Origin of the sequence: uncultured Candidatus Thioglobus sp. (genome assembly GCF_963981275.1) — a bacterium.
In the GTDB taxonomy this organism is placed as follows: Bacteria; Pseudomonadota; Gammaproteobacteria; order PS1; family Pseudothioglobaceae; genus Thioglobus_A.
Genome location: NZ_CAXCCZ010000009.1, coordinates 1 through 14,496 on the forward strand (window position 1 = coordinate 1; position 14,496 = coordinate 14,496).

Consider the following 14,496-nt stretch of genomic DNA (forward strand, 5'->3'; position numbering starts at 1 on the left):
ACGGTAAAGATTCTAGCCATACCTTCAAAATTGAGCTGATGTGCATTGTGGATTCGAACAATAAAGGCATGTATGTTTCTCGAAATTTAAAAGGTGGGTTAATGTTGCCAAATTGTCGTTTGATGCATATAGCTAAAAAGGTGTTTGGTTGGTGGTATTTACGCCAGTATAAATAAGATTTCTGGCATTTTATTGCGTTATTTATTGTCGTTTTATCTGCAAATAGAGCCTCGAGAAAAGTGCTTTGTTAAATGCTATAATCTTCATTATAAAATTTAATCACAAGGTTTATTAATTATGTCTGATTGCTTATTTTGTCAAATCATTAAAGGTGATATTCCGTCGAATAAAATTTTTGAAGATGAGGATGTATATGCATTTCACGATATTGGCGCACAAGCGCCACACCATTTTTTGGTAATTCCCAAGCAGCACATTTCAACACTTAATGAAGCGAGTGATCCGGCATTAATTGGCAAATTGTCATTAACAGCAAGCAAAATTGCCAAGGATTTAGGCTTTGCTGATGAGGGTTATCGTGTGGTGATGAACTGCAATGAAGATGGCGGGCAAACGGTTTATCATATCCATCTTCATTGTTTGGGTGGTCGCTCATTATCTTGGCCACCAGGCTAGCGTTAGTCACATCTTCTTTTTATTCATCTTGTGCTGGTGATTTACAGCAACCCCCCCCTGAGAGGAATGCAAGGAGTGTTTTATTAAAGTGGTTGCTAATTTAGGCTTGCTTTATTCATAATGTAAAACCTTATTTTTTATGACAATATCTATCAAAATTATGATTGTCAAATAAGATAAAATTTATAGCTTGAATTTATTTTAATGTTGAAAATCTTATGAGCAACGAATTCCTAGACAGGCACATCGGCCCAAGTGCTAATGATATCGCTTCTATGCTAAATAGCATCAACTGTAAAACAGTCGATGAAGTAGTCTCTAAAACCGTGCCAGATTCTATTTTATTTGGCAATCGTATGCTAGTGGATGAAGGATTGACCGAGCGTGATAGTTTAGAATTGGCAACTAAGCTTGCCAGTGAAAATATCTTGGCAACGAATTTTATCGGCCAAGGTTATTACGGCACGTTAATGCCTAGCGTTATTCAGCGTAATATTTTAGAAAACCCTGGTTGGTACACGGCTTATACACCGTATCAAGCAGAGATTTCTCAAGGTCGCTTAGAAATGTTGCTTAACTTCCAGCAAATGATTATTGACCTAACGGGCATGGATATTTCTAATGCCTCATTACTCGATGAGCCAACAGCTGCTGCAGAAGCGATGATGATGGCCAAGCGCGCTAATCGTAAAAATAAATCTAATCGATTCTTGATTGATCAAAATACTAATCCACAAACTATCACCATTTTACAAACCCGTGCCAAGCCACTTGGTATTGAGCTGGTTGTTGAGAATATTCAAAACAATGACTTTTCTGATTGTTTTGCAGCACTCTTACAATCCCCAGGTACGAATGGCGAAGTGCGTGATTTGACGAACGACCTTGCCAAAGCAAAAGAAGCGGGTGTGCTAACTATTGTTGCCTGTGACCTATTAGCATTAACACTAATTAAAACACCAGCTGAAATGGGTGCTGATATTGCCGTGGGAAATTCCCAACGTTTTGGTGTTCCAATGGGATTTGGCGGACCGCACGCTGCATTTTTAGCAACACGTGATGAGTTTAAGCGCATGGTGCCAGGACGATTGATTGGTGTTTCACAAGATGTGGCCGGCAATCCGGCAATGCGTATGTCACTTCAGACTCGTGAACAACATATTCGACGTGACAAAGCAACCAGTAATATTTGTACGGCGCAAGTTTTGTTGGCCGTTCTAGCTGCGGCTTATGGTGTTTATCATGGCGCAAAAGGGCTTAAAAAAATTGCGACCAAGGTGCATATTAAGGCGAGTAGTTTGGCGACAAGTTTAAAATCTGCAGGCTTTGAGTTGGCGACTGAGCAGTTTTTTGATACCGTTACTATCGCTACCGATCAAGCTAAAGCTTTATTTGAAAAAGCTCAAGCGCAGAATATTAATCTTAGGTTGCTAGCTGATAATCAGCTAACTATCGCAGTTGATGAGACCACAACAGAAGCTGAATTATTAGCGCTATTGGCTATTTTTTCAGTGGATGGATTAAGCGACTCCGAGCCACTATTGTCAACAGATATGTTGCGTAAATCCACTTATTTAACACATCCTGTATTTAGCCAGTATCACTCGGAAACTGAAATGATGCGCTACCTAAAGCGCCTAGAGAATAAGGATATTGCGCTTAATCATTCGATGATTGCGCTTGGCTCTTGCACCATGAAGCTAAATGCGGCAACGCAAATGTACCCAATTAGCCTACCAGGTTTTTCAAAATTACACCCTTATGTGCCTGAAGATCAAACACTGGGCTACCAACAATTATTTAAAGATTTAGAGCATGCATTGTGTGAAGTGACGGGTTATGATGCGGTGTCATTACAGCCCAATGCCGGCTCTCAAGGGGAGTTTGCAGGTCTTTTAGCGATTCATTCGTATCACGAGTCTCGTGGAGACTTTGATCGTAATATTTGCCTAATCCCTTCTTCAGCGCATGGCACCAATCCTGCAAGTGCGGTGATGGCGGGTATGAAAGTAGTTATTGTTAAGTGTGATGAAGCGGGTAATATTGATGTTGAGGATTTAAAAGCTAAAGTTGAAAAGCACGCTGAGAAGCTCTCAGCCATTATGGTGACGTACCCGTCAACACACGGTGTATTTGAAGTTGAAATTAAACAAATTTGTGAAATTATTCATGCGGCTGGTGGCCAGGTTTATCTAGATGGTGCTAATCTTAATGCTATGGTGGGCATTACTCGTATGGGTGAGTTTGGTGCCGATGTGTCACACATCAATCTGCACAAAACCTTTGCCATTCCGCATGGTGGTGGTGGCCCGGGAATGGGTCCAATTGGTGTTAAGGCGCATTTGGCTGAGTTTTTACCCGGTGACCCATTAGAAAAAAATTCAAATGCAGTATCGGCAGCAATGTACGGCTCTGCCTCAATTTTGCCAATCTCTTGGAGTTACATTAAGCTACTTGGTAAATATGGCATGCAAAGATCTACCGAGATTGCGATTGTGAGTGCTAATTACGTTGCCAATGAATTGGCGCAGAGTTTTCCAATTTTGTATCGTGGTGATCAGGGTATGGTGGCTCATGAATGTATTATTGACATTCGACCTCTTAAGGCACAGAGCGGAATTTCTGAGGAAGATATTGCTAAGCGCTTGATGGATTATGGCTTCCACTCGCCGACCATGAGTTTTCCAGTCGCAGGCACGTTGATGATTGAGCCAACGGAGAGTGAATCAAAACATGAGATGGATCGATTTATTACGGCAATGACAAGTATTCACACTGAGATTCAAAAGGTTATTTCAGGTGAGTGGGATAAAGACAATAATCCACTTAAAAATGCGCCGCATACGGCATACGAAATGGCTGGAGAATGGAGCTATCCTTATTCAAGGCAAGAGGCACTATATCCTGTTGAGTCTTTAGTGGTGAATAAATATTTCCCACCGGTTAAACGTATTGATAATGTTTATGGTGATCGAAACCTTTTCTGTTCTTGTGTTACAACGCAAGACTTTGCATAATTTAACTTTTCTCATCTGAAAGTTGCATTAAAATAGCTCAAAACTTCAGGTTTTTATTAAATTAAAAAACCGTTATTTCCAGGGGGAAAATGAGCCAAATCGGCCTTGAGCAGCAAAGCGTTGCAGAGTTTTCAGAGCGCGCTTATCTTGATTATTCTATGTACGTCATTCTTGATCGTGCTTTGCCGTTTGTGGGCGATGGCCTCAAGCCGGTACAACGCCGTATTATTTATGCGATGAGTGAGTTGGGGCTTAAGTCTACTGCTAAGTTTAAAAAATCTGCACGTACCGTGGGTGATGTCTTGGGTAAGTTTCATCCACATGGTGATAGTGCTTGTTATGAGGCGATGGTGCTCATGGCACAGCCTTTTTCCTATCGTTATCCGTTTATTGATGGTCAGGGAAACTGGGGTGCACCTGATGATCCGAAATCTTTTGCTGCTATGCGTTATACCGAGTCCAAGTTGTCTCGTTATGCAGATTTACTGCTCTCAGAAATAAACCAAGGCACAGCAACTTGGACGGATAATTTTGATGGCTCATTACAAGAGCCTCAAAACCTACCTGCACAAGTGCCGAATTTATTGCTTAATGGTACCTCAGGTATTGCCGTAGGCATGGCAACGGACGTACCACCGCATAATTTGACAGAAGTTGTGAATGCTTGTATTCAACTTTTAGACAAGCCATCGAGTGATTTGGATGAGATTATGCAAATCATTCCAGCACCAGATTACCCAACTAATGCCAATATTGTCTCTAGCACAAAAGACTTGAGACAGATTTATGAAACGGGCCATGGCTCAGTGAAGATGCGTGCCACGTATCAAAAAGAAGATGGTGATATTGTCATTGAGACCTTACCATTTCAGACTTCCGGCTCCAAGGTGATTACCCAGATAGCAAGCCAAATGCGAGCTAAAAAGCTACCATTGGTGGATGATATTCGCGATGAATCTGATCATGAAAACCCAACTCGCATCGTTATTGTTCCACGCTCAAATCGGGTGGATGTGGACAGCTTGATGCTGCACTTATTTGCCACTACCGATCTTGAGAAGAATTATCGCGTCAATATGAATGTGATTGGTCTAGATGGTAAGCCACAAGTAAAGCCTTTAGTGCCAATGCTGAAAGAGTGGCTAACGTACAGAACCCAAATTGTTACTAAGCGACTTAATTATCGCTTAGATAAAATTTTGGCACGTTTGCATATCTTAGAGGGTTTGTTAATTGCTTTTTTGAATATCGATGAAGTGATCGCTATTATTCGAGAAAACGACAAGCCAAAGCCAATTTTGATGGCGCACTTTAAGCTTAGCGAGATTCAAGCTGAAGCTATTTTAGAGCTAAAGTTGCGCCACCTTGCCAAATTGGAAGAAGTTAAAATCCAATCAGAGCAAGAAGAGTTAAATGCTGAAAAAGAGAAATTAGAGTTGTTACTGTCTAGTGATACACGTTTAAAAACCTACATCAAAAAAGAGTTAAAAGCCATTATTGATGACTTTGGTGATGAGCGTCGGTCTTGTCTTAAAGCTGATGTGAGCATTGCTCAAGCATTTAATGAGGATGACTTGGTTGTGGCTGAAAATGTCACGGTGGTGCTTAGTGATAAAGGCTGGGTGCGTAGCGCCAAAGGTCATGATATTGACCCAACAGCACTTAATTATAAATCAGGTGACAACTACCTAACTAGTGTTCAAGGGCGTAGTAACAAAAATGCCATTTTTATTGACTCTACTGGCCGTTCGTATTCATTACTGGCTAATTCTCTGCCTAGTGCACGAGGCCAGGGCGAGCCACTAACGGGAAGACTTTCGCCGCCAACAGGATCAGAATTTGTTGATGTAGTGATGGGTGATGATGCTCAGCATATCTTGCTTGCTTCTGATGCTGGTTATGGGTTTATTGGTACGATTGGCGACCTGCTTTCCAAGAAGAAAGCGGGTAAGGCCTCACTAAGTTTGCCGGCTGGTGCTCAAGTAATGAAAGCTGTTAAGGTTGATGATTTAGAGAGTCAATATGTTGCTGTGGTGACTAATCGTGGACGACTTTTAGTATTCTTAGTATCTGAATTACCTGTCTTATCTAAAGGCAAGGGTAATAAATTGATTCAAATCCCGGCGAAAGATCTTAAGGCTAGAGAAGAGTTTGTTGTTGGCATTTGTGTTCTATTGGATACACAAAATCTTAGAGTTTATGCGGGTAAGCGCCATCTAACTATTAAGTTTCAAGATTTGACAAATTATGTCGGAGCAAGAGCTCGTCGAGGTAATTTATTGCCAAAAGGGTATCAAGGGGTAGACTCTATTGAGGCGGTCGAGTAATAATCACTCTTTGATTCAAGGTGTAATAGTGTCGCTATCAAAGGTATAATTAATCTTTTTGCCAATTTTTCCGAAATGTTCGTCCTAAAAATTGTTACTGATTTCGCCTCGGCTCACTCGCTGAGAAATTACCCAGGAGACTGTTCCCGTCTGCACGGCCATAATTGGCAGGTAGAAGTGCTTGTCGCCTCTAAAGTTCTTGATGACGTCGGTATGGCGATCGATTTTCGAGAAATTAAACAACAAACTAAAGTCGTCGTTAAAAGGCTGGATCATCAATATTTGAATGATGTTGCACCTTTTGATGAGCTTAATCCGACAGCTGAAAATATTGCCAAATATTTTTATGAAGAAGTTGGTCAACTCATTAATAATCAAGATGTTCGAGTCAAAGAAGTAACCATTTGGGAAACACTTCGAGCGTCTGTCACCTATTCGGAGGATTAATCATGAAATCTTGTGATTTGCCTGATACTCAAAATAACTTAGATACCCGTCAAATTATCATTGATAGGGTGGGTATTAAAGATATTTCACACCCTATTACTTACGTAGATCGTGACGGCAATAAGTCGCCAACTGTGGGTAACTTTACCATGACGGTAACTTTACCTGAAAATGTTAAAGGTACGCACATGTCGCGTTTTATTCAGATTTTAAACGAAGGTCCGTGTGAGTTTAATAGCAACAATTTTGGTCGAATTATTGAAAAAGTCCGTGACCGATTAGAGTCAGAAACTGCACATATTGTTCTAAATTTCCCATTTTTTAGAAAGAAAAAGGCACCTTCGTCAGGGGTTGAATCAATGATGGATTATCAGGTGACTTTATACGGCTCGCTTGAAAAAGGTGTTGTTGAAGTGATGATGAAAGTTGTGGTGCCAGTCACTAGTTTATGTCCTTGCTCTAAAAGTATTTCAAAATATGGTGCTCATAATCAGCGTTCTCATATTACCATTAAGGCTAAAGCGTCCGCTGGAAAGACTTTACACCTAGAGGATTTGATTGATCTTGCTGAGAAAAAAGCATCTTGTGAACTTTACGCAATCCTTAAGCGAGAAGACGAGAAGGTGGTGACTGAAAGAGCGTATGATAACCCTGCGTTTGTTGAGGATTTAGTGCGCGATATTGCTGTAGATTTAAATATTAACGACAATATTAATTACTATCGACTTGAGTCAGAAAATTTTGAATCAATTCATAATCACTCGGCCTACGCTTTGATCGAAAATCAGAAATAAAACCATGAAATATAATACTGACAATCTAAGAATTACTTCAAGCGCGCCAATTATGGCACCTAGCGAATTAATGGAGCAATATCCATTGAGTGAGCAAGGTTCTGTTGGTATTTTTCAGGCACGTGAAACCATTGCTAACATCTTGTCAGGCCAAGATAAGCGACTGATGGTCATTGTTGGTCCTTGTTCGATTCATGACTCAGAGGCTGCACGTGACTATGCAAAAAAATTAGTTGCATTGCGAGATGAACTGAAAGAAGATTTGTTTATTGTGATGCGCGTGTATTTTGAAAAACCACGCACGACAATCGGCTGGAAAGGCCTGATTAACGACCCAGATTTAAATGAAAGCTTTAATATTGATAAGGGCTTGAAGATTGCACGACATCTGCTTACTGACATTGCTGATATGGCTATGCCAGTTGCCGTGGAATATCTTGATTTGATTACCCCGCAATATATCTCTGATCTTATTTCTTGGGGTGCAATCGGTGCACGTACAACAGAAAGTCAATCACACCGTGAGTTGGCCTCTGCGTTATCTTGCCCTGTTGGTTTTAAAAATGGTACAACAGGATCACTGAGAATTGCGATTGATGCGATTAAATCTGCTTGTAGTCCTCACCACTTGCTCTCGGTTAACAAAGAGGGTGGCGTGAGTCATTACACATCTTCAGGCAATGAAAGTACTCACATCATTTTGCGTGGCGGATCTGATGGGGTGAATTACAAAGCTTCTCATGTTGATAATGCTTCTGAGCAATTATTGAGTGAAGGTCTAAATCATCGTGTTATGGTGGACTTTTCGCATGCCAATAGCGAGAAAAAATTCAAAAATCAATTAAAAGTCGGTGAAGATGTTGCTGGCCAAATTGCATCAGGCTCTGACAAAATTTTTGGCGTTATGATTGAGTCAAATATCAATGAAGGTAATCAAGCGATTGGCCCACTGGATTCTCTTGAATATGGCGTTAGTGTTACTGACAGTTGTATCAATTGGGAAGATACCGAAACCTTGCTTAAAATTCTGGCACAATCAGTGCAAACTAAAAACACTTAACTGATTGATTTAACAACAATTTAGGCTGTTAAATTTTTTATAATAAACTAACCTTATTTACGCTTTTTTATTGCGTAAATAAGGTCGTTTAGGGTACAATAAAAGCTCGTTTAATTAAGCAATTTTTTGTATGTCAGATGATACGATAAACACTGAAAATCTAGAGGCTTTCGAGCCAACTTTCCCAATCGTTACCATTGAAGATGAAATGCGCGATTCCTATTTGGAATACGCCATGAGTGTCATTGTTGGGCGTGCATTGCCAGATGTGCGAGATGGGCTAAAACCTGTTCATCGCCGCGTATTGTACGCAATGGATGTACTCGGCAACGACTACAACAAATCTTACAAAAAATCAGCCCGTATTGTGGGTGATGTAATTGGTAAATATCATCCTCATGGCGATACTGCCGTATACGATACCATTGTGCGCATGGCACAACCATTCTCAATGCGCAATATCTTAGTTGACGGTCAAGGTAACTTTGGTTCTGTTGACGGTGATTCAGCTGCAGCAATGCGTTATACCGAAATCCGTATGACTAAGTTATCTCACGAATTATTGCGAGATCTTGAAAAAGACACGGTTGATTTTATTGATAATTATGATGGTTCAGAGTCAGAACCGGGTGTTTTGCCAACTCGTGTACCAAATCTTTTGGTTAATGGTTCTTCAGGTATTGCTGTGGGCATGGCAACCAATATTCCACCTCATAATTTAGATGAAGTGATTGAAGCTTGCCTTAGAACTATTGATAATGAAGACGTTACTATTGACGAACTACTAGAAGTTATGCCAGGGCCAGATTTCCCGACAGCTGGAATCATTAACGGCGCTAGTGGTATTCGTCAAGCCTATGAAACTGGCAAGGGTAAGATTTATCTTCGATCTGTATCGCATGTAGAAGGTGAAGATAAGCAAAGTATTGTTGTCACTGAATTGCCGTACCAGGTTAATAAGGCTAAGTTGATTGGTAAGATTGCAGAACTCGTTAAAGATAAGCGTATTGATGGCATTACCGGCCTTAGAGATGAATCTGATAAAGATGGCATGCGTATGGTGGTTGAGCTTCGTCGAGGAGAAGTGCCTGAGGTAATGCTTAATAACCTATACAAGCTTACAGAAATGCAAACCGTATTTGGTATCAATATGGTGGCAATCGATAAGGGTATGCCTAAGCTAATGAAGCTTAAGGATATCCTTCAAGCGTTCATCTCACACCGAAGAGATGTGGTCACCCGTCGTTCTATTTTTGATCTTAATAAAGCCAGAAATCGTGCACACTTATTAGAAGGATTGTCCGTTGCACTGCACAATATTGACGATATTATCGCTCTGATTAAAGTGGCACAAAATCCAACAGAGGCTAAAGCTTCTTTGGTTGCCAAAACTTGGCAGGGTTCAGTCATTAAAGAGCTAATTGGTGATCGAGATATGGCGATGTTTAAGCCAGAAGACTTGCCAGCTGAGCTTGGCTTGCAGGCCAGTGGTGATTATCAACTTTCAGATAAGCAGGCACAAGCCATTCTAGATCTTAAACTTCACCGCCTAACAGGCCTAGAAAAAGACAAAATATTCGATGAATTTAATGAATTATTAGAGCGTATTAAATATTTGCTCGACATTTTGCAAAACCCAGATCGTCTTATGCAGGTAATTCGCAACGAATTGATTGAAATTCGGGATGAATTTGCAGATGCGCGTATGACTGAAATTATCGAACACAAAATTGACCTGACATTGGAAGATCTAATTGCCCAAGAGGATCGTGTCGTTACACTTTCTCATGGTGGCTATGTTAAAGCGCAATCACTAAGTGATTATCAAGCTCAGCGTCGTGGTGGCAAGGGTAAGGCGGCCACTAAGATGAAGGATGAGGATTTTGTCGATCAATTATTTGTAGCCAATTCTCATGATACTGTTTTGTGCTTCTCCTCAGCTGGAAAAGTACATTGGCTTAAGGTATATGAATTGCCAATGGCATCTCGCACCGCCAAAGGTAAGCCTATTATTAATTTACTGCCACTGGAAAAGGATGAAGTAATTAACGCCATCTTGCCAGTATCAGAATTTACCGATGATCAATTCGTGTTTATGGTGACCAGTAGTGGTACTTGTAAAAAGACTTCATTGACCAACTTCGCCCGCCCAAGAAAAGGCGGCATTATTGCTATTGAATTACGTGATGGAGATAAGCTGGTAGGTGTGGATATCACGTCAGGTGAAAATGACATTATGTTGTTCTCAGCAAACGGCAAGTCGATCAGATTTAAAGAATCAGATGTGCGTGCAGTTGGTCGAACTGCTATTGGTGTTCGCGGTATGAAGCTGGCTGATGATGAAATTGTCTCAGCAATTATTGCTGATAACGCCAGTCCAATTCTTACTGCCACTGAAAAGGGCTATGGTAAGCGTACCGAGCTTGAAGAATATCGCGTACAAGCTCGCGGTGGATCTGGCGTTATCTCCATTAAAACCTCGGAGCGTAATGGTAAAGTTGTAGGTGCCATTCAAGTAACAGATGAAGATGAAATGATGCTAATCTCTAATAAAGGCACTCTAGTTAGAGCTAGAGCAGCTGACGTGTCAATTATTGGCCGTAACACCCAAGGGGTTACGCTTATCAATATTGCCAAAGCTGAGAAGCTGGTGTCAGTGGCTAAAATTGCTGAAACTGAAAATGATGATTCAGAAGAGGAAGTTGCAGAAGAGTAAATTCCTGAGTATGTTGAACATTAAATGCCACTGAATTCAGTGGCATTTTTTTTGGATAAACTGATTTGCATCAATTTAAAATGAGATTTCAGTAGTATGATGTAATGAATGCCGTTTTTTAAAAAAACTAAAGGAGTTTAAGGATGACAATACAAACGCTACAAAGTTTTTTAGCTTGGAGTTTGGTTGTTCATTTTTCTGTATTGTTGTTATGGGTATGGATGATGAAATATGCAAACGAGTATGTTTATCGGATACATACTTACTGGATTCCAATTTCTAAAGATAGCTTTAATGTCATACATTATGGCGGTATTGGCTTGTACAAATTGCTAATCTTTATTTTTAATTTGACACCTTATATTGCACTAATGTTGATCGACTAGATGTTAATGTTCTCGAGTGGCGGAGAATGTGAGATTTGGATGGCGTTCCATAGTAAGCTGCAGGTTGACCATGGAAGGTGCCAAGTAAGTCAGCATGCCAGCTGAGTCGATCGCCACATTATTGCCCGCTTTAGCTTTTAACTGTTGAATATCTTTGTCATCACCTGTTACCCAACGCGCTGTTGCAACAGCAATTGCTTCAAATTGACAATCAACACCATACTCATATTTTAGTCGATGCGCCACCACATCAAATTGCAAAATACCAACGGCGCCCAAAATTTGAGAAGAATTGATAATTGGTCTGAAAACTTGAGTTGCGCCTTCTTCTGAGAGTTGATCTAGGCCTTTTTGTAGAGCTTTAGCTTTTAGAGGATCTTTGAGTTGAGCACGACGAAATAGCTCTGGTGCAAAATTAGGAATACCCTTAAATTCAAGCTTTTCACCTTGGGTAAAGGTGTCGCCAATGCTAATGCCACCATGATTGTGAATACCGATGACATCACCCGCATAAGCCACTTCAGCGCTTGAACGCTCACGCGACATAAAGGTAACCGCATTGGCAATCTTGATTTGTTTTCCAGTGGCTACTTGCAAAACTTTCATGCCTTTTTTGTATTCACCACTCACAATGCGCATAAAAGCTAAGCGGTCATGGTGTTTTGGATCCATGTTTGCCTGTATTTTAAATACGAAGCCTGTAAGTTTAGCTTCATCTGGCGTCACTTCACGAACATCAGATTCCCTATTTTTTGGGGTTGGTGCATATTCAATAAATCCATCAAGTAAATTTTGAATACCAAAATTTGAAATGGCTGAACCAAAGAAAACTGGCGTCTGTTTGCCGTTTAAAAACGCCTCTAAATCAAATGGCGTTGTGGTTTCAGTAATTAGCTCCACTTCATCACGCATCTCTTGAGCAATATCAGAGCCTAATATTTCGTCAATCTGTGGATTATCAACCCCGTCAATAATGATATTTTCACCAATTTCAGAGTTTTTGCCAGCTTCGTATAAATATACTTTATCTTCTAGTAAATGCACCACACCTTTGAATCGCTTACCCATTCCAATAGGCCAGGTAATTGGCGCACACTCAATATTAAGAACTGTTTCTACCTCATCCATCAAATCAATAGGCTCTTTACCTTCACGATCAAGCTTGTTGATAAAAGTCAAAATTGGAGTGTCACGTAAACGACATACTTCCATGAGTTTAATGGTGCGCATCTCTACACCTTTGGCAACGTCAATCACCATTAGAGCTGAATCAACCGCAGTTAGAGTGCGATATGTATCTTCAGAGAAGTCTTCATGACCTGGTGTATCAAGTAAGTTGATAACGTGATTGTCATATTCAAACTGCATAATGGAAGAGGTAATTGAAATACCTCTTTCTTTCTCCATTTCCATCCAGTCAGAGGTGGCGTGCGTACTGGCTTTTCTTGCCTTGACACTACCTGCTGTTTTAATCGCACCTGCGTATAAAAGTAGTTTTTCAGTGACGGTAGTTTTACCGGCATCGGGATGAGAGATAATCGCAAAAGTGCGACGCTTGGAAACTTCAGACATAATTAGTTTTTATGGGTAATGATTAGCTCGACACCAGCTTCGTCGAACATGACTTTTGAAAGTTGAACGCTCTCATTCCAGTTATCAAGTTCTTTTGATTTTTCAACAACAACTTTTTTGATGCCTACTTGAATAATGCCTTTGGCGCATTCTGAACAAATAGGTAGGCCGTAGACATACAAAGTTGCACCATCCAAAGAAGTGCCAGAATAAGTGGCGTTGTAAATGGCGTTCATTTCAGCATGGACTACCAGTTTGTATTTGGTGTCACGATTATTGTAACGCTCATCAGAATCATCAATGCCACGCGGAAAGCCGTTAAAGCCTTGAGACAATACTTCTTTTTTACTGCCAACAGTGACAGCGCCAACTTGAGTTGAAGGGTCTTTTGACCAAGTAGATACCTCGGCTGCCAATCCTAAGTAACGTTTATCCCATTTATCCAGTGCATTCATTTAACGTATTTTAATAGATGCAAGACTGACCAAGACTAAGATTAAGGTAACCATCCAAAAACGTACAATAATTTTTGGCTCAGAGATGCCTTTTTTCTCGAAATGATGATGAATGGGTGCCATTAAGAAAAAACGTTTTTTGGTGCGTTTGTAGTAAGCAACTTGAATGATAACTGAAAGGGTTTCTGCTACAAAAACACCACCCATAATAAATAACAGAATTTCTTGACGTAAGAGAATGGCGATCACCGCCAAAATGGCACCCAGCGCAAGAGAGCCAACATCACCCATGAAAATTTCAGCAGGGTAGGTGTTAAACCATAAAAAACCAAGACTTGCACCCACTAAAGCGCTACAAATGACGAACAACTCCCCCGTTCCAGGCATAAACGGCATATTGAGATAGTTGGCAAAGTTGTAATTGCCACTAATATAAGAGAATAAGGCTAAAGCACTAGAAATAAGAATAACGGGCATGATGGCCAACCCATCCAACCCATCTGTTAGATTAACCGCATTAGAGCTGCCAACAATGACGAAGTACGCTAACACCAAAAAGCCAACTATGCCTAGTGGAATGGCGATATCTTTGAAAAATGGGATGAGTAGTTGGGTTTGGATAGGATTGTCTATAGCGGTCACAATCCATATTCCGATAATAATAGCACCTAAAGATTGGCCTAATATTTTTTTACGCGAGCTTAGACCGTCCGAAGATTTGCGTTTGATTTTTAAATAATCATCAACAAATCCAACGGCACCAAAAATAACGGCTGTGGCAAGCACAATCCATAAATAATGATTAGACCAGTCCGCCCAAACTAATGAGCTAATAATAAAAGCAGACAAAATCATGACACCGCCCATGGTTGGAGTGCCTGATTTGGATAAATGAGATTGAGGGCCATCAGTGCGGATAACCTGGCCAATTTGATATAAATGCAATTTTTTAATAAAATAGTGTCCAAGTGCCAAGCTAATCAATAGCGAAGCGAGCATAGCTAACACAGCTCTAAGTGTTAGATAGTTAAGAACACCAAATCCGGAGTCGAATTGAGTTAATAGAGCGATTAATTCTAAGAACAT

General features: G+C 40.4%; 11 protein-coding genes. 8 read left to right on the top strand and 3 right to left on the bottom strand.

Annotated elements, in window-relative coordinates; translation table 11 throughout:
• The first annotated feature begins 297 nt into the window (after nucleotides 1-297).
• The 8 genes from ABNR88_RS02485 to ABNR88_RS02520 all read left to right on the top strand — a co-directional run bounded on the left by ABNR88_RS02485 (nucleotide 298) and on the right by ABNR88_RS02520 (nucleotide 11,383).
• Nucleotides 298-636 carry a histidine triad nucleotide-binding protein gene (locus ABNR88_RS02485; protein WP_348669937.1) on the top strand — a complete coding sequence of 113 codons (339 nt, stop codon included), beginning with the start codon at nucleotides 298-300 and terminating at the stop codon, nucleotides 634-636.
• A 218-nt stretch (nucleotides 637-854) separates the two neighbouring features.
• Nucleotides 855-3,653, top strand: coding sequence for an aminomethyl-transferring glycine dehydrogenase (gcvP, locus tag ABNR88_RS02490; protein WP_291927841.1), 2,799 nt, complete (start codon nucleotides 855-857; stop codon nucleotides 3,651-3,653).
• Nucleotides 3,654-3,742: 89 nt separating this feature from the next.
• Nucleotides 3,743-5,980 (top strand): DNA topoisomerase IV subunit A, encoded by a 2,238-nt coding sequence (gene parC, locus ABNR88_RS02495; protein WP_291927838.1) that lies wholly within the window; start codon nucleotides 3,743-3,745, stop codon nucleotides 5,978-5,980.
• Nucleotides 5,981-6,055: 75 nt separating this feature from the next.
• The gene (queD, locus tag ABNR88_RS02500) at nucleotides 6,056-6,427 is read left to right on the top strand and encodes a 6-carboxytetrahydropterin synthase QueD (RefSeq protein WP_053950964.1); all 372 of its coding nucleotides are present in this window, start codon (nucleotides 6,056-6,058) and stop codon (nucleotides 6,425-6,427) included.
• Nucleotides 6,428-6,429: 2 nt separating this feature from the next.
• Nucleotides 6,430-7,221 carry a GTP cyclohydrolase FolE2 gene (gene folE2 / locus ABNR88_RS02505; protein ID WP_291927830.1) on the top strand — a complete coding sequence of 264 codons (792 nt, stop codon included), beginning with the start codon at nucleotides 6,430-6,432 and terminating at the stop codon, nucleotides 7,219-7,221.
• A 4-nt stretch (nucleotides 7,222-7,225) separates the two neighbouring features.
• The gene (locus ABNR88_RS02510) at nucleotides 7,226-8,281 is read left to right on the top strand and encodes a 3-deoxy-7-phosphoheptulonate synthase (protein WP_291927826.1); all 1,056 of its coding nucleotides are present in this window, start codon (nucleotides 7,226-7,228) and stop codon (nucleotides 8,279-8,281) included.
• Nucleotides 8,282-8,411: 130 nt separating this feature from the next.
• Nucleotides 8,412-10,997 carry a DNA gyrase subunit A gene (gyrA, locus tag ABNR88_RS02515; protein WP_291927823.1) on the top strand — a complete coding sequence of 862 codons (2,586 nt, stop codon included), beginning with the start codon at nucleotides 8,412-8,414 and terminating at the stop codon, nucleotides 10,995-10,997.
• A gap of 143 nt (nucleotides 10,998-11,140) precedes the next feature.
• A complete protein-coding gene (locus tag ABNR88_RS02520) occupies nucleotides 11,141-11,383 on the top strand; it encodes a DUF6868 family protein (protein WP_291927820.1) in 243 nt (80 codons plus the stop codon).
• 3 nt (nucleotides 11,384-11,386) lie between these two features.
• On the opposite strand, the gene ABNR88_RS02525 is transcribed toward ABNR88_RS02520, so the two are convergent.
• Genes ABNR88_RS02525 through mraY form a run of 3 tightly spaced genes read right to left on the bottom strand, consistent with a single transcriptional unit; the run spans nucleotide 11,387 to nucleotide 14,496 of the window.
• Complete coding sequence (locus ABNR88_RS02525; protein WP_291927817.1) at nucleotides 11,387-12,955, bottom strand: peptide chain release factor 3; 1,569 nt, start codon at nucleotides 12,953-12,955, stop codon at nucleotides 11,387-11,389.
• 2 nt (nucleotides 12,956-12,957) lie between these two features.
• Nucleotides 12,958-13,410, bottom strand: coding sequence for a dCMP deaminase family protein (locus ABNR88_RS02530; protein ID WP_348669939.1), 453 nt, complete (start codon nucleotides 13,408-13,410; stop codon nucleotides 12,958-12,960).
• Nucleotides 13,411-14,496, bottom strand: a complete 1,086-nt coding sequence (gene mraY, locus ABNR88_RS02535) for a phospho-N-acetylmuramoyl-pentapeptide-transferase (RefSeq protein WP_291927812.1) — start codon at nucleotides 14,494-14,496, stop codon at nucleotides 13,411-13,413.

What these genes read in the sequence shown, in the direction of transcription:
- ABNR88_RS02485 (WP_348669937.1), top strand. Translation starts at nt 298, where the DNA reads ATGTCTGATTGCTTATTTTGTCAAATCATTAAAGGTGATATTCCGTCG.
- gcvP (WP_291927841.1), top strand. Translation starts at nt 855, where the DNA reads ATGAGCAACGAATTCCTAGACAGGCACATCGGCCCAAGTGCTAATGAT.
- parC (WP_291927838.1), top strand. Translation starts at nt 3,743, where the DNA reads ATGAGCCAAATCGGCCTTGAGCAGCAAAGCGTTGCAGAGTTTTCAGAG.
- queD (WP_053950964.1), top strand. Translation starts at nt 6,056, where the DNA reads ATGTTCGTCCTAAAAATTGTTACTGATTTCGCCTCGGCTCACTCGCTG.
- folE2 (WP_291927830.1), top strand. Translation starts at nt 6,430, where the DNA reads ATGAAATCTTGTGATTTGCCTGATACTCAAAATAACTTAGATACCCGT.
- ABNR88_RS02510 (WP_291927826.1), top strand. Translation starts at nt 7,226, where the DNA reads ATGAAATATAATACTGACAATCTAAGAATTACTTCAAGCGCGCCAATT.
- gyrA (WP_291927823.1), top strand. Translation starts at nt 8,412, where the DNA reads ATGTCAGATGATACGATAAACACTGAAAATCTAGAGGCTTTCGAGCCA.
- ABNR88_RS02520 (WP_291927820.1), top strand. Translation starts at nt 11,141, where the DNA reads ATGACAATACAAACGCTACAAAGTTTTTTAGCTTGGAGTTTGGTTGTT.
- ABNR88_RS02525 (WP_291927817.1), bottom strand. Translation starts at nt 12,955, where the DNA reads ATGTCTGAAGTTTCCAAGCGTCGCACTTTTGCGATTATCTCTCATCCC.
- ABNR88_RS02530 (WP_348669939.1), bottom strand. Translation starts at nt 13,410, where the DNA reads ATGAATGCACTGGATAAATGGGATAAACGTTACTTAGGATTGGCAGCC.
- mraY (WP_291927812.1), bottom strand. Translation starts at nt 14,496, where the DNA reads ATGTTCTTAGAATTAATCGCTCTATTAACTCAATTCGACTCCGGATTT.